This is a genomic window from bacterium SCSIO 12643 (assembly GCA_024398135.1).
GTDB lineage: Bacteria > Bacteroidota > Bacteroidia > Flavobacteriales_G > Salibacteraceae > CAJXZP01.
Map to the genome: position 1 here is coordinate 3,791,429 of CP073750.1, position 25,203 is coordinate 3,816,631.

Annotated in this window: 21 protein-coding genes and 1 tRNA gene; 15 read left to right on the top strand and 7 right to left on the bottom strand. The window is 35.9% G+C overall.

The window, feature by feature from the left end; genetic code table 11:
* Positions 1–73: 73 nt before the first annotated feature.
* The 3 genes from KFE94_16605 to KFE94_16615 all read right to left on the bottom strand — a co-directional run bounded on the left by KFE94_16605 (position 74) and on the right by KFE94_16615 (position 3,840).
* Positions 74–1,252 carry a hypothetical protein gene (locus KFE94_16605; GenBank protein UTW66251.1) on the bottom strand — a complete coding sequence of 393 codons (1,179 nt, stop codon included), beginning with the start codon at positions 1,250–1,252 and terminating at the stop codon, positions 74–76.
* A gap of 135 nt (positions 1,253–1,387) precedes the next feature.
* Positions 1,388–2,575, bottom strand: coding sequence for a glycosyltransferase (locus KFE94_16610; protein ID UTW66252.1), 1,188 nt, complete (start codon positions 2,573–2,575; stop codon positions 1,388–1,390).
* A 5-nt stretch (positions 2,576–2,580) separates the two neighbouring features.
* Positions 2,581–3,840, bottom strand: coding sequence for an oligosaccharide flippase family protein (locus KFE94_16615; protein ID UTW66253.1), 1,260 nt, complete (start codon positions 3,838–3,840; stop codon positions 2,581–2,583).
* A gap of 112 nt (positions 3,841–3,952) precedes the next feature.
* Here KFE94_16615 and KFE94_16620 point away from each other — a divergent pair, with 112 nt between their 5' ends.
* The 10 genes from KFE94_16620 to KFE94_16665 all read left to right on the top strand — a co-directional run bounded on the left by KFE94_16620 (position 3,953) and on the right by KFE94_16665 (position 13,353).
* Positions 3,953–4,969, top strand: coding sequence for a hypothetical protein (locus tag KFE94_16620; protein ID UTW66254.1), 1,017 nt, complete (start codon positions 3,953–3,955; stop codon positions 4,967–4,969).
* A 125-nt stretch (positions 4,970–5,094) separates the two neighbouring features.
* Positions 5,095–5,170: transfer RNA gene (locus tag KFE94_16625), tRNA-His, on the top strand.
* A 327-nt stretch (positions 5,171–5,497) separates the two neighbouring features.
* Positions 5,498–5,899 carry a MerC domain-containing protein gene (locus KFE94_16630; GenBank protein UTW66255.1) on the top strand — a complete coding sequence of 134 codons (402 nt, stop codon included), beginning with the start codon at positions 5,498–5,500 and terminating at the stop codon, positions 5,897–5,899.
* Positions 5,900–6,037: 138 nt separating this feature from the next.
* Positions 6,038–6,715: a TetR/AcrR family transcriptional regulator gene (locus KFE94_16635; GenBank protein ID UTW66256.1), complete on the top strand. Its 678-nt coding sequence runs from the start codon at positions 6,038–6,040 to the stop codon at positions 6,713–6,715.
* Positions 6,712–7,011 (top strand): hypothetical protein, encoded by a 300-nt coding sequence (locus KFE94_16640; protein UTW66257.1) that lies wholly within the window; start codon positions 6,712–6,714, stop codon positions 7,009–7,011. The genes KFE94_16635 and KFE94_16640 overlap by 4 nt, the downstream gene beginning before the upstream one ends.
* A gap of 58 nt (positions 7,012–7,069) precedes the next feature.
* On the top strand, positions 7,070–8,740 hold the full coding sequence (locus KFE94_16645) for an ATP-binding cassette domain-containing protein (GenBank protein ID UTW66258.1): 1,671 nt from the start codon (positions 7,070–7,072) through the stop codon (positions 8,738–8,740).
* 1 nt (position 8,741) lies between these two features.
* Entirely contained in the window at positions 8,742–10,091 is a 1,350-nt protein-coding gene (locus KFE94_16650) for an HlyD family efflux transporter periplasmic adaptor subunit (protein UTW66259.1), read from the top strand.
* On the top strand, positions 10,092–11,480 hold the full coding sequence (locus KFE94_16655; protein ID UTW66260.1) for a TolC family protein: 1,389 nt from the start codon (positions 10,092–10,094) through the stop codon (positions 11,478–11,480).
* Positions 11,481–11,629: 149 nt separating this feature from the next.
* Entirely contained in the window at positions 11,630–12,499 is an 870-nt protein-coding gene (gene sucD / locus KFE94_16660; GenBank protein ID UTW66261.1) for a succinate--CoA ligase subunit alpha, read from the top strand.
* 89 nt (positions 12,500–12,588) lie between these two features.
* Positions 12,589–13,353 (top strand): S1/P1 nuclease, encoded by a 765-nt coding sequence (locus KFE94_16665; GenBank protein UTW66262.1) that lies wholly within the window; start codon positions 12,589–12,591, stop codon positions 13,351–13,353.
* A gap of 35 nt (positions 13,354–13,388) precedes the next feature.
* On the opposite strand, the gene KFE94_16670 is transcribed toward KFE94_16665, so the two are convergent.
* From KFE94_16670 to KFE94_16680, 3 genes are all read right to left on the bottom strand, one after another.
* Entirely contained in the window at positions 13,389–14,936 is a 1,548-nt protein-coding gene (locus KFE94_16670) for a peptide MFS transporter (GenBank protein ID UTW66263.1), read from the bottom strand.
* A gap of 111 nt (positions 14,937–15,047) precedes the next feature.
* Positions 15,048–16,166: a hypothetical protein gene (locus tag KFE94_16675; protein ID UTW66264.1), complete on the bottom strand. Its 1,119-nt coding sequence runs from the start codon at positions 16,164–16,166 to the stop codon at positions 15,048–15,050.
* Positions 16,167–16,223: 57 nt separating this feature from the next.
* On the bottom strand, positions 16,224–16,724 hold the full coding sequence (locus KFE94_16680) for a metallophosphoesterase family protein (protein UTW66265.1): 501 nt from the start codon (positions 16,722–16,724) through the stop codon (positions 16,224–16,226).
* Positions 16,725–16,786: 62 nt separating this feature from the next.
* On the opposite strand from KFE94_16680, the gene bshB1 reads away from it, so the two are divergent.
* The 5 genes from bshB1 (at position 16,787) to rpsA (ending at position 23,204) form a co-directional block, all read left to right on the top strand.
* A complete protein-coding gene (gene bshB1, locus KFE94_16685; GenBank protein UTW66266.1) occupies positions 16,787–17,503 on the top strand; it encodes a bacillithiol biosynthesis deacetylase BshB1 in 717 nt (238 codons plus the stop codon).
* A gap of 28 nt (positions 17,504–17,531) precedes the next feature.
* Entirely contained in the window at positions 17,532–19,187 is a 1,656-nt protein-coding gene (gene recN / locus KFE94_16690) for a DNA repair protein RecN (GenBank protein UTW66267.1), read from the top strand.
* 80 nt (positions 19,188–19,267) lie between these two features.
* A complete protein-coding gene (gene porQ / locus KFE94_16695) occupies positions 19,268–20,326 on the top strand; it encodes a type IX secretion system protein PorQ (protein UTW66268.1) in 1,059 nt (352 codons plus the stop codon).
* Positions 20,327–20,372: 46 nt separating this feature from the next.
* Positions 20,373–21,053: a (d)CMP kinase gene (locus KFE94_16700; GenBank protein ID UTW66269.1), complete on the top strand. Its 681-nt coding sequence runs from the start codon at positions 20,373–20,375 to the stop codon at positions 21,051–21,053.
* A gap of 186 nt (positions 21,054–21,239) precedes the next feature.
* The gene (gene rpsA / locus KFE94_16705; GenBank protein ID UTW66270.1) at positions 21,240–23,204 is read left to right on the top strand and encodes a 30S ribosomal protein S1; all 1,965 of its coding nucleotides are present in this window, start codon (positions 21,240–21,242) and stop codon (positions 23,202–23,204) included.
* Between the two features lie 70 nt (positions 23,205–23,274).
* Here the strand turns inward: rpsA and KFE94_16710 are convergent, their stop codons facing one another.
* Positions 23,275–25,179: a von Willebrand factor type A domain-containing protein gene (locus tag KFE94_16710; protein UTW68304.1), complete on the bottom strand. Its 1,905-nt coding sequence runs from the start codon at positions 25,177–25,179 to the stop codon at positions 23,275–23,277.
* Between the last annotated feature and the right edge of the window lie 24 nt (positions 25,180–25,203).

Genomic DNA, 25,203 nt, shown 5'->3' on the forward strand with positions numbered 1-25,203 from the left:
TAAATAAGAAAGTTCTAAAAATAAAAGAATATCAATGTGTAACAGGAATATTGATTTATAGTGACATTATCAGTTATCTCCGCTTCTTTTTGGATTTCTTCTGGTCACGTTTTTTCTGCTCTTCGTACATTCTTTGCTGTTCTTCTAAATAAGCTTCAGCCTGTCTTAAATCTACTTTTCGGTTATAATTAAATGCAGTTACAAAAGCATCTTTAACGCCCACATCTTTAACTAATTCTAAATAAAATCTGGCTTCAGTAATATTGTCAAATTCTCCCACCGTAAGATAGGTCCAATTGGCATCATTGATCTCCACAATACTGTCTAATTCAATGAATAAATAGGTCAGGTCATCAGGAATTGTATCGCTTTTAAAAGCACCAACCTGGACCGTAAAGAATACTTTTCCTACCAGTTCATCTTCAATAGGTTTGTAGTCCATATTCACCACCTTTTCGCTAAATCTGGTTTTATCTTTTACGTTTACAACAAATGCATCCGGATACCCTGATTCTTTAACTACTTCTAAAAGACGTTCTGCAACTAATGGATGAACAAATTTTCCAATGATATAGCGATAAACGCCATTTTCATCCACATAAACCTCCACATTTTTAACCCCCTTAAATTCCCATGTGAATTTGGGCTCCAGTGTAGCGCCAATTTGAACACCATAAGTAGGCTGTTTGTTCGTATAGGTGACACTTTTGGTGCTTACCCAATGCTCCACAGCTTCATCTTTTTTATAAGCGATTAAATCTGCCGAATCAATCGGTACCTCTCGTTTTTTACATTCTCTATGAAATCTTTGACCTTCAACCAAATAGTATTCGTTGGCAAATGAGTAGATTGAATAAAATTTGTTAAGTGTACCAATTGTTTTGGAACAATTTCCATTTAAGGAATACGCCATTAAAAGATAGTAGAATACATATTCCGAAACATTACGTTCTTCAAAATTTCGTACTCTGTAATTCGGGGAGTAACGTTCCGAAGCTTTTTCCAATAAATATACCGCGTAATCCAGGTTGGTATCCAGTCTGGCATAACTTTGACCTAGTAGGTAGGCCAAGTTCATATTGGTAGAATCCAGCTTGTAGAGTTTTTCAAAACTTCTGGAGGCCTTTTCTACTTTGTTTTGTCCTAAATCAAGCATAGCCTGATTGAACAATTCACTTCTATTCGTTTTTTGCGCATATGTCCAGGTGGAGAGCGATAATAGTAAAATTAATATCCCGGAATACTTTTTCATTGATATAACAGATAGATTTCTAATACTTTAATTTGGGACATATGAATGACCAAATCACTACCGCAATTTACAGGTTAGAAGAATAGTGTAGAGAAAACCCGTAGACGGGTTATTAACATTGAATTTTGAATAGGGTTAATGTAAAATTAGCGAACGCTCATTGAGTACGACATTATGATAGAAATCCACCAGTTTTTTCCCTTCATTATTCCAGTTTAATTCCTGAAATCCTTTACAGGAATTCGTTTGATATTTCTGTAGAAGTTCCGGAGATTCGATGAGTTGGTTAATTGCGTCAGCCATGCTATCCGGATTTCTGTCAGACACACTAATGCCGTTTTTATATTTAGACATCAGTCTTGTGGTTTCAGGCATATCTACATCAATGACCGCCATTCCTGCTGCTAAATAATTATAATATTTAATCGGAGGACCTCCAATGATGTTGTTCACCGTAGGTGTTTTTGCAATAATTCCAATTTTGCAATCAGCCAGATGTGTAGCAACATCTTCATATTTCACCCACCCGGTTTCAAAAATTATATCTTCTAATTGATGTTTTTGGACGAATGCAGTGAGGTATGTCTTTTCCTCACCAGTTGTAGCACCGATAATTTTGAATTGAATTTGCGGATGCTTTTGATACACTTTTAAAACAGCGTTTAGCATTTCTTTTAACCCTCGGTTAAATGGAAGGTAGCCATCATGCGCAATTACAATTCGGTCTGGTTTATTTTCCCGGAAATGATTAGGATAAAACTGATTCTGCGCAGCGTTATATATGACGGTACTTTTAATGTGATGGTGATTCGAAACTAAATATCCCCGTGTAATATGATTGGCGCTAATGAGATATTGCAGTTCAGCCAAATACTGGTTTTTAATCCAGATTTCTTTTGGGGTGCCGGTAGTATAACTCTCATGAGAATCAAAAACTACTTTGGCGTTATTCTTTTTGGCAATTTGCAATCCAATGTAAAATGATTCCGGTTCATGCGCATGATAAACATCCGCATTAACTTCAAGCGCTTTTGCAATAAACTGATCGTAAAATTCGCCTTTAAATACTTTCTTCAGAACCACATCTAATTTTCCTTTCGGACTTGGAATAGGGTAGGTTTTGATATCATTGAAAACAATCTCTTTTTGATCTGGTGCATTCAAAGGAGTCGTATTCCCCATATCGAACATAATTCCTTCTTCATTTGCACGACAAATCATGGTAAGCGTATGACCAGCTTTCTGTAATGTAAGTGCTTCTTTGTAGAAAATACGATCATCCAAAGGAGAATGATTGACAGAGATCATACAGATTTTAGCCATAAAATTTAGTTTTCCTTTAGGTATTTATTGTAATAGTAAATTTTACCCAGTAGATGTACAAACTTCGCAAAAATACTGGTATAAATGGCACCCAATACCCCGAATATTGGAATAAGCGCTAAATTCCCGATTAAGTTTATTCCGGCCTCCGTGAAAGCCACATTTCTGATTGCTTTACCTTGTGATTTGGCCGATAAAAAGTTAAAGGGTTGATATAACCCCTGAAACAATAACGCCACTGAGATTCCAACGGCATATCTGCTTACATCTCCAAATTCTGAGGTGAATAAGAAATGGACAATCCAATCTGCAAATAAGTAAAGAAATAACATGGAGAATAGTAACCACAAGGTGTTATAAATAAATACTTTTTGAGGAATCTTCTTTTGATGACTAAAGTCTTTAAACAAACTATTTGATAATGCCTGACTTCCCATAATCATTGGAGAAGCAATTAGGTTTGCCAATGAATAAAAACCATTGACGGTGGTATTGATAAAATAGGCAATGGCAAGTTCATCTAGCTTAAATGTACTTTGATTGACTGTGCTTCCCAAATAGAAGTTAAAACCAAAGCTTTTGTTTTTGGCCCAGACGGATTTAAAATGTGTTTTTAGATTTTTAAACTGAGGATTAAACTGACGATAGATAATTCCTACAGAAACCAGTAAGGTTAATAGATTAAATGAAATTACGGTATAAACATCCAATTGATCCGAATAAGCAAATAGACCCAAAGCCATCAGAAAGAATATTTTGGAAGTATTATCGTAGATTGGGAGGATATGAACTTTGTTAGAGCCTACAGTCATTGAAGAGATAAGGTTCCGAGAGGGAATGACAATGGTCAATGGAGCCAGAACTCGAATAATATCGCCTAAGGAGGTATCAAATAATTGATCTACATAAAACGAAAAAATCCAGACAAAAACAGCATATAAAAGCCCGATAAAAAGATTAATCACAAAGCCCAGAGCAAATAGTTCCTGTTCTTTTTGAAAGTCTTTGTTTTCGGCTAACAGTACTTGAAGAGAGGAGTAGAAACCGAATCGGAAGAACAAAGCAGTGAAAGCAGTGAAAGAACCAAAAAAAGCATAGATCCCATAACCTTCTGTGCCCAGATAATTGGTTTGGATGGTTTTAATCCCAAAACCAATCACAACCATTGCTAACTGCGAAGCAAAAAGAAGTATAGTTTGTTTCCCTGTTTTAGATTGGAGTGCTTTCAACGCATTTGATTTGTTGGCGAAAATAATTAAATCCATAACGGAAATAATGGACAGAATGTATAAAGAGATAATAATAGTATGTTGATATCTCCAGGGCATAAAATATGGTACATAAATTGTTAAGCAATAGAATATTTAATTCTATGTGATGACTAAATTTTTGCTCAGTTCAGTAATCTTAATTTACCTGTTATCTTCTTGTAGTCCAAAGGTTTTGACTTCGATACCAGTAGATCAAACCGAAAGAATTCAATTGGAGGTGGAAAAAACAAAAGGTTTAAACCCCGGAATGGGATTTCAAATTAAATCTAAAGTCACACTCAAAAATGGAAAGCAATACTTTACATATCCGGAATATTCGGGACAAAGAGTTTTGAAATGGGATGGGGTAGTCGTTCAAATATCGAATGGGGATTTTAATGCATATAGACATACGGTGATGGTAGATGATGACTTAAAATATACTGGAATTCCCGATACGGTTACAGTTAAGATTATGGTGCCAGGTTCGGGTCATTTAGTTGATGAAAAGCAAATAATTGTCAATTACAATAGTAGTTTCACCTATAATGTAAGTGGATATAATGGTGCACATGGAAGTGATGGCTCTAATGGATTTGATGCACAAGGGGATTCGGTTTGTGGTTCGCAAGGTGGACATGGATATCCTGGAGGAGATGGAACTCCCGGCAAAGATGTGGATGTGTTTATTAAAGATACTTTGGTTTTTGATGAAGAATTAATCATGTGTCGTTTTGTTACAGATCATTCAGTAAAGAAAACAATGTTTTTTGCGAATCATCATTTGATTGTTAAATCAAATGGGGGCAATGGAGGGCATGGCGGTCGTAGAACCAGATATGCTAGATACAAAGGAGGTAATGGAGGAAATGGAGGGCATGGAGCTTCTGGTGGAGACATCACAGTTTTTGTTACAGAATCGGCTTATCGATTTAAAAATAATTTTCATTTTGAAAATGAAGCAGGACGTGCGGGTAGAGGAGGTAGGTCCGGTGAAGGTACTCAAAATGTAAGAGGCGTATTGGGGTTTATTGTAGATGGTATCATTATCGGAAAGAAGGAAGGTGCAGATGGACATGCGGGTTTTAGCGATGGAAAATTAGATATTCAAATAATTGGAAAAAGTTTTGATGCGAATTATTGATATAAATATTTGAAAATTATGGAAGTAGCGGTATCGCTTGGAATACATGAAAAAATGATCAAGAAAAAGTCATAAAAATGTTATTGAAATTCCAAGATTATTATACTTTTGCCGCTCAATTTTATGGTGATTGTAGCTCAGCTGGTTAGAGTATCGGTTTGTGGTTCCGAGGGTCGCGGGTTCGAATCCCGTCTTTCACCCAAAACTAAAGGTCTTACGCAAGTAAGACCTTTTTTTGTTTGAGGAATATCGTTTCGAATGTATTCGAATAAGATATTTCGAGAATAAAAAAGTCCATTTTCGGACTATAGTTTTGATGGCATTTTCGAAAGAGTTGGGATCATATTTAATCTATAATCCCGTCTTTCACCCAAAACTAAAGGTCTTGCGTAAGTAAGAGCTTTTTTTGTGTCTGAAAATTCGAAGTTGTCATTTAAAATGACAATTATCTGCATTTTACAAATGCAACAATGTTGCATTTGATGAGTTTGTAAATATATTTGCATCAGGAAGAATTTCCTGATGCCTATGAATTCGATCTATTTCAAATCCGATAGTTTAGGAGCTGTGTTTAGTAGTTTGTGCCTGGTGCACTGTATTGCAACTCCATTTTTGTTCGTTGCTCAAGCGTGTACTTCTAGTTGTTGTGAGGATTCGCCTGTGTGGTGGCAATCATTAGATTATTTGTTTCTGACTTTATCTTTTTTTGCGGTTTATTATTCAGGAAGAAAATCAAGCAGTAAGTTGGTAAAGAAAGGATTGTGGGTGAGTTGGGTAGCCCTTTTTATTACTGTTATGAATGAAAAGTTTCTAATTATACCTCTTCCTGAAATGTACAAACATGTGAGTGCTTTATCTCTGGTCAGTCTACATTTATATAACCTTAAATACTGTCAATGTAGCTCAGAAGGCTGTGTGTCAACCAGGTAAGTAGTCGTTAGGGAGGCTTTGTTACTGTTTTTATTTCAGCAATTTACGTTATCATTAAATAAATTTAACATTCAATTAAAAGTTTTGATATTGTTATTGATAGTAATACTATTATATTTGTGAGCAACTAAATCATAAATGAAAGGATTAAACTCAAATATGAAAATTCAGGTGAATGAGAAAGTGTTTATTAAAACACCTGACTCGTCTGTTTTAGGGAGTAAGATTCTTTCTGGAAGTATTGATTTAATTGATGATCTGGGCTTTGAGAACTTTACGTTTAAGAAATTAGCACAATACATTTCTTCTACAGAGGCTTCTGTTTATCGATATTTTGAAAGCAAACATCATTTATTGGTGTATCTGGTTTTATGGTATTGGGGCTGGCAGGAATATCGAATGGATATGCGCCTGGCAAATATTGATGACCCTAAAGAGCGATTAAGACGTGCTATTATTTTGTTAACTGAGAAAATTGAGCGAGACAGTACTTTTTCTCAGATCAATGAAGTAAAGCTAAATCAAATAGTGATTAAGGAGTCTTCTAAAGCATATTTGAATAAGGAGGTAGATCGAGACAATAAGCTGGGATATTTTAAAAGGTATAAGGAAGTGGTACACAGAGTTTCTGAAATCATTCATGAAATAAATCCGTCTTTTAAATATCCTCATATGCTGGTTTCTACCGTAATCGAAGGTGCGCATCATCAAAGGTTTTTTGCAGAGCATTTACCGAGACTCACAGATGTAGTAGTTGGGGAGGATGCCATATCAAATTTTTACGTGGAATTGGTTTTTAAGGAAATAGATCAATGATAGAATTACGATTGAAATATTATTTGATGGTTGTGATCACAACGTTGTTGACGCTTTCGATATCAATAGATTACATTAAAAGCTATTTTGATGTGGATTTGGCTAATATTGAAATGTTAGATGGAGAATTAGAAGAAGAAACAGAAAAAGAACTTGACGATAAAATATTGGAGTGGAGTGGTTTGAGTTGTTCGCTAGCAGATGAGTGGATGCTACAAGCGAATTATTCGAATACCATATTGGACGTGTCCAAATATGAAAGAACACCACCCACACCACCGCCTGATTTTATCTAACCTTACCACAGGCGTATCAGCTAAATTTCGTTAGCAATAGTAGTATTTAACTTTAATCATGGGCAATAAAAAAATTAGTCCAGCGGATAGGTTTTGGCTTTTAATCAAACCGGACAAAAAAGAAATCCGCAACGTTTACATATATGCATTTTTTAGTGGGTTGGTGTATTTGTCTTTACCAATAGGGATTCAGGCAATTATCAATTTAATTCAGGGAGGTGAAATTAATACATCGTGGATTGTATTAGTAGCGGTTGTAATACTTGGGATTATGTTATCAGGAGTTTTACAGATTCATCAAATGAAGATTACCGAGTTGTTACAACAAAAAATCTTCACCCGAGCGGCATTCGAATTTACGCATAGAATTCCAAGAATTAAATTGGAAGCGTTGTATAAGCATTATGCACCAGAATTGATGAACAGGTTTTTTGATATTACCACAGTGCAAAAAGGACTTTCTAAAATTCTGATTGATTTTTCAACGGCTTCCATTCAAACACTTTTTGGATTGTTGCTGTTATCTCTCTACCATCCTTTTTTTATCGCGTATAGTTTGATTCTGGTAGGGTTGGTGTATTCGATTTTTAGATTGACATCTAAAAGAGGGCTTGAAACCAGTTTAAACGAATCCAAGAACAAATATGAGGTAGCGCACTGGTTGGAAGAATTAGCAAGAACTAGTGTAAGTTTTAAGTTGGCTGGTAAAACGGAATTGCCTTTACAGCGTGTAAATGAGTATACCAGTTCGTATATCGATTCCAGAGATGCGCATTTCCAGATATTAAAGAATCAGTACATATTGTTGATTTTGTTTAAGGTGCTAGTAGCTTCCGGTTTATTGATTGTAGGAAGTATTTTGGTGATGGACCAACAAATGAATTTGGGGCAATTTGTCGCTGCTGAGATTATCATCTTATTGGTTATGGGCTCTGTTGAAAAGCTGATTTTAAGTTTGGAAACGATTTATGATGTCCTGACTTCATTGGAAAAAGTAGGGCAGGTAACGGATTTAGAATTAGAACGCGAAGCTGGAATTCCAGTTTCATGCGAGGATCAAAGTCGAGGAATCTCCGTAAATCTGAGAAATGTAGATTTTACCTATCCTAATCAAAACGAGCGAATTTTAGAAAAAGCATCCTTAGATATTAAATCCGGAGAACGTGTGCTAATCACTGGCGATGGAAATACAGGAAAAACAACTTTATTGTATTTGCTGGCCGGGCTGTATAAAGTGGACTCGGGAGACTTAGTGATTAATGACCTGCCCATAGGAAATTATAATCCAATGAAATTACGATCTATCATTGGAGATTGTCTAATGGATGAGCTGTTATTTGAAGGTTCTTTATTAGAAAATATCACAATGGGTAGAGCAAGTGCTTCCATGGAAAATGTGATGTGGGCTATTGAAAAGCTAGGTTTGATGGATTTCGTTTGGTCACTACCAAGAGGGTTGGATACGCCTTTAGACCCTCAGGGAAAGCGTTTTTCGAAGGGAATTGTAGATAAAATCATTTTAGCCAGAAGTATTGCGGACAAGCCAAAACTATTGCTGATTAAGGATACATTCTCCTCGCTATTGGGAGATGAAAAAGATCATATCATAAAGTTTATCACAGATAAAGAGAATCCCTGGACGGTTGTGATTGTTTCCAGAGATATGAATTTAAAAGATAATGTTGATCGAGTATTCAGACTCGATGATAAAAAATTAAAGGAGGTTTAATATGTTGAATATCTCTAAAAATAAGGTACATCAAAATATTTCTTCAGAGGAATATGATGCTTTGTACAAAGTAGAAAGTAAGCGCTCCAGTAAGGTTTTTAGAAGAGTGATACTAGGATTTAGTCTCTTGATTTTGGTAATTGTCTTTTTACCATGGACTCAGAATATTAGAGCCAAGGGATATGTAACTACATTACGGCCCGACCAGAAGCCTCAAAGTCTGACTTCTGTGATTGCAGGTAGAATCGACCAATGGTTTGTGCAGGAAGGAGATTTCGTAAGTAAGGGAGATACAATTCTAAAGATTTCGGAGGTGAAGGATGCGTATTTTGACGAAGAATTGGTAGAGCGTACGGAGAGTCAGGTGAATTTGAAAAAAGAATCTATTGAGAATTATATTGAAAAGATCAAAATTCAAAACAACCAAATAGAGGTTTTAAAGGAATTACGAGATGTAAAATACAAACAAGCGCAGAATAAACTGGAGCAGGCTTATCTAAAAGCTGAAAATGACAGTGCGAACTACGAAGCAGTTAAGATTAATTATGTCATTGCTCAAAATCAATTTGATCGAGTGGATAGCTTGTATAGTCAGGGATTAAAGTCCAGGGTAGATTGGGAGCAAAAGAAAGTTAAACTTCAACAAACTGAGGCTTATAAGCTGAGTGCGAAGAATAAATGGTTAAATGCCAAAAATGAGATCGCCAATTTAAAGATGGAGCTGAGCAATATTTGGATCAAATTTACCAATGATTTGAATAAGCTCGAGTCTGAAAAAATCAGTACAATATCTCAAAAATTAGATGTAGAAACGCAATTAAGAAAATTGGAGAATATGTACAGTAATTATGTGTTCCGTAATGGGTTGTATTATATTACAGCACCGCAATCCGGTTATATTACGAAGACGATGTCTTTCGGTATTGGAGAAGTGATTAAAGAGGGCCAGGTGATACTTTCTTTAATGCCAAAGAACTATGATTTAGCGGTAGAACTGTATGTAGATCCAATCAATTTACCATTAATGCAATTGAATGAAAAGGTAAGAATTCAATTTGATGGATGGCCGGCTATTGTTTTTTCCGGATGGCCAAATGTAAGTTATGGCACTTATGAAGGAGAGATTTATGCGATAGACCAGTTTATCAGTGCCAATGGGAAATATAGAATATTGGTGAAACCGAATGAGGAGTCTTACGATTGGCCTGAGGCTTTACGTTTCGGTTCAGGAACTACCAACTTGATTATGCTGAATGATGTAGCTATTTGGTATGAGTTATGGCGTAATATCAATGGTTTTCCACCGGAATATTATACCAATAAAATTGAAACCTCTCAAAATAAGAAGTAAATGATGAAATGGATTTATAGTCTGTTATTCGTTTGGATCTGGGGAAGTTCAGTATTTGCTCAGGAAGAAGTGCAAATCTTGAAATATTCCGATTATTTAGAGATTGTTAAAGCACATCATCCTGTGGCTTTTCAAGCTAATTTGAAAGAAACCGAAGGGGATATGTACCTCCGTAAAGCGAAAGGAGGGTTCGATCCTAAATTGCAAGGCGGAATCAATCAGAAATACTTTGATGGAAAGCAATACTATAGCTATTTGAATGGAGGATTAAAGGTACCAACATGGTATGGTATTGAAGCTGAAGTAGGATATAACAACAATGAAGGAACCAGATTGAATCCGGAGTCTTACAATGTTGAAACCGGAATCTGGAATTTAGGAATGACGGTGAATTTGGGAAAGGGACTTTTTATTGATCAAAGAAGAGCGGACTTAAAACAAGCTAAAATCATTCAGAACAGTACCAAATTGGAAAGAAAATTGATTTTGAATCAGTTAGTTTTCGATGCTTCATTGGCATATTTGGAGTGGGCAAAAGCTTACGAGAAGGTGGTTTTGTACCAAAAAAGTATTGAAAACATTGAAGAACGTTACTTTAATGTGAAGCAAAACGTCATGTTTGGAGATCAACCGCAGATTGACACATTAAAGGTTAGAATTCAAATCCAGGATAGATCTTTAAAACTTACTCAAAGTCAGATGGAGCTGACCGTGAAACGCAATTATCTGAATACGTATTTGTGGCAAGATGGATTTGTGCCCTTAGAAATGGATTCTACCGTAATTCCTTTGGTAGATATTGATGCTCCGGATGAAAGCTTTAATTGGGGGGCAGATTCACTGGTGGAGAACCATCCTGAAGTTTTGATGTATAAAAACAATGTCTCGATTTCTAAGATTGATTATCGTATGAAGAAAGAGAGCTTAAAGCCTTTATTACAAGTGAAATATAATGCGCTTTCCAGTGATTTGGGGAATGGTGTAATTAATGATTATTCCATTGATAATTATAAATGGGGGGCAGTATTGAGTTATCCGATTTTTACCAGAAAAGAGCGAGCAGATGTACGATTGAATCAGATTAAAGTAGAAAGTAATGAGGCCAAATGGGTGGATAAAAAAGCGCAGGTAAACTATAAGATTCAGGGTGTATACAATCAAATGGTATCCCTCAAACAGCAAGTCAATATTCAGGAGGAAGCTGTTGATATGTACAATACATTGTTACTTTCCGAACAACAATTATTTGGCTTGGGAGAATCATCATTGTTCTTAATAAACACCAGGGATCAAAACCTGATTAATGCGCAATTAAAGCTCATTGATATTGATTTTCAATATCGAATTTCAGAAGCAGGATTGAGGTATCAAACGATGTTGAATCTTTAAGGAAATATGATGCTTTTTATGATTTTTAGCTGTCTGAAATCTTATTAAAAAACACCCGTGAAAAAAGGTTGAGAAACAAAATAAAAATCACTTGTGTAAACTTTCTAATAGGTTAATTTTGGCGTTCAAAATTTCGAAAATCTATACAAATGAGTATTCTAGTAAATAAAGATTCAAAAGTTATAGTTCAGGGTTTTACCGGTGGTGAAGGTACATTCCATGCAGGTCAAATGATTGACTATGGAACAAACGTAGTAGGTGGTGTAACTCCTGGAAAAGGTGGTCAAGAGCACCTGGGGAAACCTGTATTTAATACCGTTGAAGACGCAGTAAAAGAAACTGGCGCTGATACGTCAATTATTTTCGTGCCACCAGCATTTGCAGGTGATGCGATTATGGAAGCTGCTGAAGCAGGAATCAAAGTAATCGTTTGTATTACTGAAGGTATTCCAGTTAAAGATATGATTACGGTTAAGGAATACTTATCGGATAAAGAAACTCGTTTGATTGGGCCTAACTGTCCTGGAATTATTACTGCTGGAGAAGCTAAAATCGGAATTATGCCAGGTTTTATCTTCCAAAAAGGTAATGTAGGAATTGTGTCTAAATCAGGAACATTAACTTACGAAGCAGTTGATCAAACAACTAAAGCAGGATTAGGACAAACAACTGCAATTGGTATTGGTGGAGATCCAATTATTGGAACAACTACGCTAGATGCAATTAAAATGTTTGAAGCAGATGAGGATACTAAAGGAATCATCATGATTGGTGAGATCGGTGGTAACCTGGAAGCTTTAGCTGCAGAGTGGATTAAAGAAAATGGAACAAAACCAGTTGTGGCATTTATCGCAGGTGAAACTGCACCAGCAGGACGTACTATGGGACACGCTGGAGCAATTGTTTCAGGTTCTGACGACACAGCAACAGCTAAAAAACGCATCTTAAGAGAAGCAGGTGTTCACGTTGTAGATTCTCCAGCGGACTTAGGTTCTAAAATGGCTGAGTTACTAGCGTAAACAGAATATTATTAAAATAATAAATGGCCCTGACGGTGTATGCTGGTCAGGGCTTTTTTGTGTTAATTTGTAAGCAAATATTACAGAATATGAAAAGAATTGTAGTGTTATCCGTTTTAGTTTCATTACTGGTCATTCCACAGTTGGGATGGTCCTGGGGACAAACAGGTCACCGTGTGGTTGGACAAATTGCGATGAACCATATGTCTAAGAAGGCCAATAAAAATGTTTTAATCGCATTAGGTGGAGAAGATGTAGCGATGGTATCCAATTGGATGGATTTTATTCGTTCCGAAAAAGATAAATCATTTATGAGCCCGTGGCATTATTGTACGGTGCCTGATGGAGAGCATTATTCACATGCTCCGGAAGAAGGAGATGTGTATAAAATGATCAATCAGTTTATGGAAGAGCTTAAAACAAAAAAATACAGTGTGGATGAGCAATTCGCTTTAAAGTCATTAATTCACTTGGTAGGTGATATTCACCAGCCGTTACATGTGGGAAATGGAACTGATAGGGGAGCGAATGATGTTAAAGTAGAATTTTTCTGGAAGAAATCTAATTTACACCGTGTGTGGGATAGTGGAATGATCGACAAACAACAACTGAGCTATACCGAATATACCAATTGGATTGATACGGCTTCAAAGGATCAAGTAATGATTTGGCAAAATGCATCTGTAATGGATTGGGTAGAAGAGTCCATGAGTTATAGAACTTCGGTGTATGATTTACCTGAAGACAAGAAAATCTCTTATGTATATGTGCATGACCATATTGATGAAGTCAATCAAAGATTATTGCAGGCAGGAATAAGGCTTGCAGCGATTCTGAACGAGATTTATGGATAGATAAAGAGCAACGGCTCAAACCGTTGCTTTTTATTTTACAGAATACCGTGCATCCCTTTTTTGATAAGAGGCGCTATGCATAATGCAAATATTCCTAACCCCACAGAAAATAATCCAAATAACCCGAAGGTTGAAACATATTGATATAACTGAATCCAATTGGATTGTGAGGAATCTAGTGTATCCGGGTCCAATAAAGTAATGGAATATAAGATTTGATCAATTAAATCTATCCCAGAAGAAATATTAGTCTGAGTGGTTAGATTGGCGAGTTTCCCTGCAAAAAAATGACCATAAAAAGAGGAAAGAAACCACATTCCCATTACAAAGGCAGCATATCGTACAGGACTTAATTCGCTGGCTTTTGACAAGCCAATAGGTGAAATGAATAGTTCTCCAACGGTGTAGACCAAAGTTCCGAAGATTAAGAAGAACATAGGAACCTGAGCCGATGCATCAGCATGAGTGGAAGAATAAGCAAAGACTAGATATCCGGCCCCTAAAAGGATAAGACCAATACCGAATTTGATGGTGGAGCTAAAATTTAGACCGTGATGGCTCAAAAACTTCCAAAGAATAGAGAAAGGGATAGCCAGTAACATGATAAACCCGGAATTTAAACTATTGGTTTGAGAAGCATTTAGAAATACAAGATTTACGTTTCTCGCAGCAAAGAGGGTCAAAGAGGAACCAGCTTGTTCAAAAATGGCCCAAAATACGGTAGCCAATATGATAAAATAGCTAACAACTAATAAGCGATGTTTTTCTACGATTGAAACATAACGAAAGATATAAGCCAATATCATGATGACTGCGATAGTGACCATCCAGACCAAATAATGTTCAAATTCATAGAAATATAATATCGAAGCAAAGATTGGAACACAGAGTAAAGCAATAGTAAAAATGATGAAGCTTGCTTTTTTAGGGGAATAGGAGGAGTTTTCGGGAGGTAACCCTTTATTGCTAAAGACATTCGATTTGGTACCTAAAACAAATGAAAGTAGTCCTAATATCATTCCGATCCCAGCAGCACCAAATCCATAATGCCAACCATATTCATAACCTAACCAGGCGCAGATTAATGGGGCTATTGCGCCACCCACATTAATACCTAAATAGAAAATGGTATATCCCGATTCTCTTTTGGTATCCTGATCTTCATATAAAGTTCCCACCATGGAGGATATATTGGGTTTAAAAAAACCATTGCCAATGATAATTAAAGCTAAAGAACTATAGAAAAATAAAGGAGTCTCAATGGCCATGGTAAAATGTCCAATAGTCATTAAAACGCCTCCAATAATTATGGCATTTCGATAACCAATAATTTTGTCCGCAAGCATACCACCAATTAGAGGCGTTGCATATAAAATGGAGCCATATGCGGCATAAACTCCAAATGATTTTTCATCATTATAGAGTAATTCTTGAGTCATATAAATGATTAACATGGCTCTCATACCATGAAAAGAAAATCGTTCCCACATTTCAGCAAAAAACAGATAATATAGACCTTGAGGATGCCCTAAAAATTGTCTGGATGGAACAGGGTTTTCATTCGTTTTAGAATGTGTTATCATTTTATTGGTTTTAAAAATTATTTAATAACCAACAAGATTTAGGATCAGACTAAAAAGAAGAAGTGATGTGATAAATGATAGTAAAAAATAACCCGTTGTAACAAATTGTTATCAAGAAACAAACTCTTTATACTTTTTGTTATCAGGGTTTTGCGTGAATTCAGTTAAAAGTGTGGATTGAATGGTAATGTTTTCCGGTGGGACTCTTAAACGATATTTTCCTTGACCAATAAATGTAAATAGGTCTTTTCGATAAAGCTTTTTTTCATCATCCAACTCGGCAATCGCATTAAGGTTATTAATGATTCGAGTTAGGTATGTTTGACTATCCATTTCCTTTCCATGGCCAATCTCAATGTACTGATTTTCATGGTCTGCAAACTTTCTGCGTAGGGCAAATTTTAAGAGGTTTTTAAATTGAGTTGTTTTGGATTTAAAATCAACCGTTTGCTGATGAATTCCTTTGGATGGAATATGTATCTGAATTAAGGACCAATCCCGAAATATGAGCTTAAGTTCATTTGATTCAGGTGTATTAGCAAGTTGTATAACCCAGGAAGTAGCTAAAACGAGAAAAATGGAAATCAAAGAACTTTTAGATATAATCTTTAAAATTTTGCGCTCTAAATCCATATCGAGGTGAGGAAATACATCTGGTAGTTGAGAACAGAACATCAGGATGACGATAAGAGAAGACAGCCATGCGACCACAATAAGATTTCGAGATTTAAATGTTTTATGAAATGTAAGAATCAACAAAATGGAAATAAACCCGGATAGGATTAAATCAGGGATATTTTTGAGTTGAAAACCATATAACACATATTCATCAAAGAATATAAAACTGAGTGTAGACAAAACAGAAATTACCAATACTCCAAAGATGACATATTTTAAATTGGTATCATTTCTGTAAATAAATTGAGGAGATTCATCAAAATAATACAAAGCTAATAGAAGCAGAATATTATTGATGGTCGAGAAAAACACCTCCGCGATATGGGTATATTGGTGATGGAAGAAGTAGAAATATAATCCGGAAAGCACCCAGGTGAATATAGATAGACTCACATATAATAAACCCTTGTCTATTCTATTTTTATAAGAGTCGGAATCCAGTTTGGATTTGAAGGTGTTTTTAATATTATACCATATCGCCATAAGTAATATCGCACCAAATGCTGAAATGGAGATATGCGCCAAAAAGTAAAATTGTTCTGTTTGAATCAAGGATTTATGTTTGATGGGTACAAAATAGGTGAGTCATATGATTTTCGCAATAAAATCTTATTTGTTTCTTGGTCCCAGTTCAATAATTTCCAGATTTTCAATTTTGCCTGAGTTCAATTCAAATCGGAGTAAGGTTTTTATTTTATGAAACCCATGAAATCCGGCAGCACCCGGGTTTAAATGCAGTAATTGAAGTTCTTTATCGTAAATAACTTTTAAGATGTGAGAGTGTCCGCAAATAAACAAATCCGGTTTTTCCTTTAATAAAAGCTGTTTTACTTGCGGAACATATCTTTTAGGATAGCCTCCAATATGGATCATTAAAACTTTAACACCATCCAATTCAAAGACTTCGACTTCCTTAAACTGTGCACGAATCACATGGTTGTCAATATTTCCATAAACCGCTCTAACCGGTTTGAATTCTGAAAGTTGATCTGTGACCTCAATAGTTCCAATATCTCCGGCATGCCAGATTTCATCTACATGTTCAAAATATTTGTAGACTTTAGGATCTATATAACTATGTGTATCTGAAAGCAACCCTATTTTTGTCATAGTTTTGCGAAGGTGAATAATTTTTAATAAAATTCATCAAAATAAAATTAGAAATCAATCATATGAAAGTAGATATCTTAGCTATTGGAGTACATCCTGATGACGTGGAATTATCTTGTTCAGGAACGATCCTAAAAGCGGTTCAGGCAGGTAAAAAAGTAGCCATTTTAGATCTCACAAGAGGAGAAATGGGCACAAGAGGTACACCGGAGTTAAGAAAAGAAGAAGCCACACGTGCTGCTGAGATTTTAGGTGTAACCGATCGTATCATTTTGGATATGGGAGATGGATTGTTTACACATAACAATGAGAATATGTTGCAGATCGTTCAACATATCCGATATTATCAACCGGATATTGTCTTAGCGAATGCCGAAAACGATCGTCACCCGGATCATGGACGTGCAGGTAAACTTACTGCTGATGCTTGTTTCTATGCAGGATTAAAGAAGATTGATACCGAATGGAATGGTGAGAAACAGGAAGCCCATCGACCAAAGAATGTGTATCATTATATTCAGGATTATTATACTGATCCGGATTTAATTGTGGATGTTTCTACAGTATGGGATGATAAGATCAAGTCAATTATGGCGTATTCTTCTCAGTTTTATAATCCAAATTCTAAAGAAGCCGAAACACCTATCTCATCTAAATCATTTTTAGATTTCATAAATGGAAGAGGGGTACAATTTGGTCGCTTAATTCAGTCTGAATATGGTGAAGGGTTTACTATGGCCAGACCAGCTGGAGTAAATCAAATTTTTGATGCTATTTAGTAAATCAAGATAAGTTTATAGCGAGTTTATGCTTACAAAAATATTTGTCTCAAATTACGTTTTAATCAATCAATTAGAGGTTGATTTCAACTCAGGATTTACTGTGATCACCGGAGAGACTGGCGCAGGTAAATCGATCATTTTAGGAGCTCTGGGTTTGATTTTAGGACAACGCGCTCAATTATCCGGTAAAAGGTTTCCGGATAAGAAAGTGGTAGTAGAAGGGGAGTTCAATATTGAAAATGATCAACTGCAAAGTTTTTTTGATGATCATAATTTGGACTACGAACCGCAAAATACCTGTTTACGTAGAGAGATTTCAAATTCTGGTAAAACACGTGCGTTTATCAATGATACCCCTGTTAACGTTTCTATTTTAAAGTCTTTAGGGGAAAAGTTGGTGGATATTCACTCGCAACATGAAAACCAACTGTTATTAAAACCATTGTATCAATTACAGTTTTTGGATGCATATACAGGATTAACTTCAAAAGTAGAGGCATTTGAAAAGGAATATGATCGTTGGAAAAACCTTCAGACGGAATTCCAGGTTCTTACCGAAAAAGAACAAAATGCACGGAAAGAGGAAGATTATTTAAGGTTTCAGCTGTCCGAAATTAATGATTTGGGATTGCAAAATATTCAGTTTGATGCTTTGCAGGATGAGTTGAACCTACTGGAACATGCAGATGCCATCAAGTTAGGGTTAAACGAAGCTTCATACCGTATTTCTAATGGTGATGTGAATGTGATTCAATTGCTTAAAGAAAGTGTGACCCAGATTGAGGATTTGGCCAAATTAAGTGAAGAGTTTGGCGAATATGTGGAACGCTTGAATAGTGCGATTATCGAATTAGATGATATTAATAGTTCTATTGAGCATAAAGACAGTATGGTGGAATCAAATCCGGAAAAAGCCATGCATATTCGTGAGACCATCGATCAGGTGAATCATTTAATGCATAAGCATAATTTGAGTGAGATTGAAGAATTACTTCAATTAGAAAGTGATTTGCAAATCAAGTTAGATGAAATCGATGGTTTTGCAGATGAAATTCAGATAAAATCTAAAGAACTTCAGGCGCAAGAAGCCCAAATGGAGAAATTGTCTGTTGAAATTTCGAAAAAGCGTAAACAACATATTCCGAATTTAGAAAAGCAAATTGTTTCTGATTTGGCTGAGTTAGGAATGGCAAATACCATTTTAGAGATTGTATTAAAAGAGAAAGAGTCTTTTGGTAAGACCGGAAAAGATGAAATTCAAATTTTATTCTCTGCCAATAAAGGATTTGCAACACATTCTTTAGAAAAAGTTGCTTCAGGTGGGGAAAGGTCCAGATTGATGTTGGTTTTAAAGAAAATACATGCATCGGTGGCGTCTACACCCACATTGATATTAGATGAAATTGACACGGGGATTTCAGGAGAAGTAGCAGCTAAAACCGCACAGATGTTGAGTGAAATGTCCAATGATTCTCAAATCGTAGCCATCTCACATTTACCGCAGGTTGCAGGAAAAGCAGTTCATCACTTAGAGGTTTCCAAATCCTCAGATGAGGAAGTAACTGAAACCAGTTTACGCGTTCTTACTCCTGAAGAGCGGAAGGTAGAAATAGCGAGAATGCTTAGCGGAGAGAATATTACAGAGGCTGCATTAGAGAACGCGCATCAACTCATGCAGTAAGAAAGAAATTTTAATAAAAATCAACTACTCAAAACAATATTCTTAGTTTCGTGACGTATTGATAGCGATTTATTCGACTGATGAAAAAGAACATACTATTACTTTTATTTGGATTTCAATTTTTTACGCTTGTAGGACAGGTAAATAGTACGCAAACGTATAAGTTCTTGAATTTACCAACATCAGCAAGGTCTGCCGCAATGGGTGGAAGCTTTATTTCTTCAGGTACACATGATTTAAATTTGGTGGCTGACAATCCATCGGTATTAGACAGTACAATGGATAAGCTGGCTACGATCACCTATATCAATTATATCTCGGATATTAACATGGGATATGTAGCGTATTCCAAACACTATGATGGTATTGGGACATTTAGTGGTGGTTTACAATTTATGGGTTATGGTGATTTTATTCGAGCAGATGAAACCGGAACACAAAACGGAACTTTTAAGGCAGGGGATTATGCGTTTGATGTTTCCTATGGCCGCCATTTAGATTCATTGTTCTCTGTTGGGGCCAGTATGAAATTGATCTATTCCAATTACGATTATTTAAACTCATTTGGAGTTGCATTTGATTTAGGTGCCACGTATGTAAGTAAGAATAAATTGTTTACAGCTGGTGCGGTGATGAATAATATGGGGTTTGAAATCGTGCCATATTTCAAAGGGCAGAGACAGAAATTACCATTTAATATGCAATTGGCAGGATCTATTAAATTGGCTAAAGCACCATTAAGATTTACCCTTTTAGTAAACAATTTGCAAAAATGGAATTTGGTAGGAAATCAAGCCGTAGAAGGATTGCCAACTATAGGTCCGAGTGGAGGAAGTATAGCTACAGATGGAGGAAGTAGTTTTACCGTGGATAATCTGTTTCGTCACTTTATTTTTGGAGCAGAGATTGTACCATCGGAGAATTTCTTTATTCAAATAGCATACAATCATTTAAGAAAGTCTGAATTAAGCGTTCCCCTTAAAACAACTTTAAATGCCTTTTCGTTTGGCTTGGGAATGAGGATAAAACGACTTAAGTTTTCATACGCTGTAGCATCTTATACTTCTGCAGGAACAAGTCATCATTTGACCTTAAGTACTGACTTGAAAACATTCCGAAGAAAGTCTTCTTCAAATTAAATTTAACCCGACAGATCGAATACTTTTGCGATCTTCAATTGAAATCATGGATAAAATAAATATTGCAATTGACGGATTTTCGTCTTGTGGGAAGAGTACTTTGGCTAAACAATTGGCTAAAGAAATTAAGTATGTTTATGTGGATTCCGGAGCGATGTATCGTGCGGTGACATTATTCGCGATGCGTGAGGATCTTTTTAATGACCTGAAGTTGGATGAAGAGGCTTTAAAGGAAAGAATAGACGAAGTTCATGTGAAGTTGGTGTATGATTCGTTGAATGATCAGCAAGTGACCTATTTGAACGATGAAAATGTGGAGGAAGAAATCCGTAAAATGCCAGTATCTCAAAGAGTAAGTCAGGTAGCTGTGGTGAAAGAAGTACGTGATCGTATGGTTTTTTTACAACAGGAAATGGCCAAAGATAAAGGCGTAGTGATGGATGGAAGAGATATCGGGACTGTGGTATTACCAAATGCAGAGTTAAAGATATTTATGACGGCTTCACCAGATGTAAGAGCGCAAAGAAGAATGGATGAGTTAATCGCAAAAGGTGAACAAGTTACATTAGAAGAGATCAAACAAAACTTAACCCATAGAGATCATATTGATCAAACTAGAGAAGAGTCTCCATTACGTCAGGCGGAAGATGCACGTGTATTGGATAATTCAAATTTAACAAGAGCAGAACAACTGGATTTGGTAAAGAGTTGGATTGTAGTTGCTTAGTTTACTTTTAGCTATAGGGAAGTTTGTTCACAATTTATTATGAATAAATGCCTTAACCCTATATTGAAATCTAAATTAAATCATTACTTTCGCAGCCCCAATATTTGGGTGTGCTACATTCGGGAGTAGCTCGGGTTTAATATCTTATGGAATCCCGATACCATAATACAAATTTTTAATGCCAATATGGCTGAAGAAAAAAAAGATGTAGCTCCTAAAGCTACAGAAGAGAAAGTGGAAGCAAAAGCTGAAGCTACAAAAGCAACTAAAGTGGATGTTGAAGAAGTGGTAGAAACCATTGCTGAGACAGAAGTAAAAGAGGAAGCTCCTAAAGCAGAGGTTTCTTCTGAGCCAGTTGATTACTCAAAAGTTGAACCATTAGCAGATTTCGATTGGAGCGCTATCGGTAAAACTGATGATGTATATCCGGAAGATGTATTTGCAAACTATGAGAAAGAGTATGAGTCTACTTTGACTTCAATTGCAGATCACGAAGTTGTTGATGGTAAAATTGTTGCTTTAACAAACAAAGAAGCAGTAGTTGATATCAACTATAAATCTGAAGGAATTATCTCTGTAAACGAATTACGTTACAATCCGGATGTAAAAATCGGAGATGTAGTAAAAGTTTACGTTGAGAACTTAGAAGATAAAAACGGTCAATTAATCGTTTCTCATAAAAAAGCACGTATGTTAAGTGCTTGGGATGATGTAAACGAAGCATTAGAGACTGGAAAAGTAATTCAAGGTTTCGTTAAATGTAGAACTAAAGGTGGTTTGATTGTAGATGTATTCGGAATCGAAGCATTCTTACCAGGTTCGCAAATTGACGTGAAGCCAATTAGAGATTACGATGTATATGTTGGAAAGAACATGGAATTCAAAGTGGTGAAAATCAACAATGAATTCAAAAACGTTGTAGTATCTCATAAAGCACTTATTGAAGCTGAATTAGAGCAACAAAAAGTGGAAATCATGTCTAAGCTTGAGAAAGGTCAGGTACTTGAAGGAGTGGTTAAAAACATTACTTCTTACGGTGTATTCATCGATCTTGGTGGTGTAGACGGATTGATTCATATTACAGATCTTTCTTGGGGTAGAGTAAATCACCCAGAAGATTTCGTTGAATTAGATCAAAAATTAAACGTGGTAATCTTAGACTTTGACGATAACAAAAAACGTATCGCTCTAGGTTTAAAACAACTACAAAAACATCCATGGGAATCACTTGATGAAAACCTTAAAGTAGGTGACAAAGTGAAAGGTAAAGTGGTTGTGATGGCTGATTACGGTGCATTTGTTGAAATCGCTCCAGGTGTAGAAGGATTGATCCACGTATCTGAAATGTCTTGGTCTCAGCACTTACGTACTGCACAGGATTTCTTCAAAGTAGGTGATGAAGTAGAAGCGGTAATTATGACTTTAGATCGTGATGAGCGTAAAATGTCATTATCTACGCGTAGCTTAACTACTGATCCATGGGAAGATATCGAAAGCAAATATCCAATCGATAGCAAGCCTTCTGGTAAAGTAACTAATATTTCAAACTTCGGAGTATTTGTTGAGTTAGAAGAAGGAATTGATGGATTGATTCATATTTCTGATTTGTCTTGGAACAAGAAAGTAAATCACCCATCAGAGTTCACTAAAGTTGGTGAAGAAATGACTGCGGTTGTTTTAGAAATTGATAAAGACAACAGACGTTTATCATTAGGACATAAACAATTAGAAGAGAATCCATGGGATGTATTTGAAACAGTATTCGAATTAGGATCTGTTCATAAAGGTACTGTTACTTCAGTAGGAGATAAAGGTGCTGTAATTGCATTACCATATGGAATCGAAGGTTTCTGCCCAACACGTCATTCTAAGAAAGAGAGTGGAGCTAAATTGGTAAATGATGACAACTTAGACTTCGTAGTATTAGAGTTCAACAAAGATGCTAGAAAAATCATCGTTTCTCATACTAGAACTTTCGAAGAAGATCCAAAAGAAAAAGCTGAAATGGAGAAAAAAGCGAAAGCAGCTAACAGAGCTACCGCTAGCCGTGCAGTTGATTCTTTAAACAAGAAAACAGAAAAATCTACATTAGGAGATTTAGATTCGCTTGCAGCGTTGAAAGCTTCAATGGAGAAAAACGAGAAAAAATAATCTCGGTTACATATTTAAAAGAAAAGCCTCTTTCATTTGAAAGAGGCTTTTTTATGCGTTATCCTGAAATTTAATTTCTGTCTAATACAGCGACCATTTCTACAAGTTGAATAAACTCTGAACGAGAACCGTCATCATCCGTTCCTTTGGAGTTTTGAGCTAATTCTATAACATCGGAATAAGCGTAGCTCCCAGAATACTCAGAATCGCGTAAAAGCATTCCAAATGAAGCCACCGATACAGAAAACTTACAATTGTTTGAAGTTTGAACAAATGGAATGGGTTCGTTGTATAAAACTTCTGTGATCAGTTTAGATTTAGATGCTTTTGGATCTTTGTATCGGAATTTAATAGTGAGTACCTCATGATTTAACTCCACCAAAGACTCAGAATCTTTACGATATTTCAAAGGATCAATATCAGAAAATTCTTCATCAGATTCAGTTAGAATAATTTCATACATCATGGTGACATTGTGGCCCGATCCAATTTCTCCCGCATCTTTAAGGTCATCGTTAAAATCCTCATTGTTGAGATTACGATTTACATATCCAATCAATCGATAGCCTTTTACGGCTGCCGGATTAAATTCTACCTGAACTTTTACGTCTTTGGCAATGGTGATTAGGTTCCCACCTAATTCAGTCACAAATACTTTTTTAGCTTCTAAGGCATTGTCGATATAATTATAATTTCCGTTCCCTTTATCAGCCAATTGTTCCATGGTTGCGTCTTTGATATTTCCAGTTCCAAAGCCTAAAACGGTTAGAAATATACCTTGATTTCTTTTTTCTTCAATAAGCTTGACCAATCCTTCACGACTTGAGATTCCCACATTAAAATCACCATCCGAAGCAAGTATGATGCGATTATTTCCATCTTTAATAAAGTGTTGTTTTGCAACTTTATAGGCTAAATTAATCCCCGCGCCACCAGCTGTGGAACCACCTGCTGATAGGTTTTCAATGGCTTCATGAATTTCGCTTTTATGTTCGCCATTTGTAGATGGTAGTACCAAACCTGCTGCACCGGCATAAACCACAATAGCTACCTGGTCTTGCGGACGTAATTGATCTACCAGTAAATGTAAGCCAGTTTTAACTAATCCTAATTTATCGTGGGAACTCATAGAACCGGAGACATCTATTAAGAATACAAGATTACTTGGTGCCGCATCTTCAAATTCTATTTGTTTACCTTGAATTCCAATGTGGACCAGTTTGTGAGAAGAATCCCAAGGACATTTAGTATACTCAGTTGTAATTGAAAAGGGTTTGTCATCCTTAGGTTGTGGGTAATCGTAATCAAAATAGTTAACCATTTCTTCAATTCTCACAGCTTCTTTTGGCGGAAGCTGTCCCGAATTGATAAAACGTCTAACATTAGTATACGAAGCTTTGTCGACATCAATACTAAAAGTCGATAAAGGATCAAAAGCGACATCTTTAAAGTTGTTGTCTGTAATTGCACTATAGGTTTCATTGGATGGAGGTAATTGATATTTATATTGACTATTTGGGTCGTATACACCTGCTGTATTCATACTTACCTCAGAAGTGGAACGAATAGCTATACTCGTAAAATCCTCTTCAGATACAGTCCGTTTAACGGTTGTGTGAGATTTATCAATAAGCCTATTTTTATATTCCACCATTACGAATTCCTGCATTTCAATTGTTGTGGGTTGCATTTTAATATCTATATGTTTAATGGAATCTATACTCAATTCAATGTTTGATATTTGAACTGGTTTATATCCAATACAAGCCACTCTTATGGTATAAGTATTTGGAGCAACATTTTTGAATATAAAATTACCATCAAAGTCAGATTGAGCTCTTGACAATGTTTTGTTATCGAGTCTTAAATCTATATTAGCAAATGGCAATGGTTCACCTGAATCTTTGTCCGTTATTTTACCTTTTAAAGTAGACTGAGCCTGGGTTGCCGATAGACTTATAAAAAATATAAGCATAAGAAGAGTACGTATCATAGCATT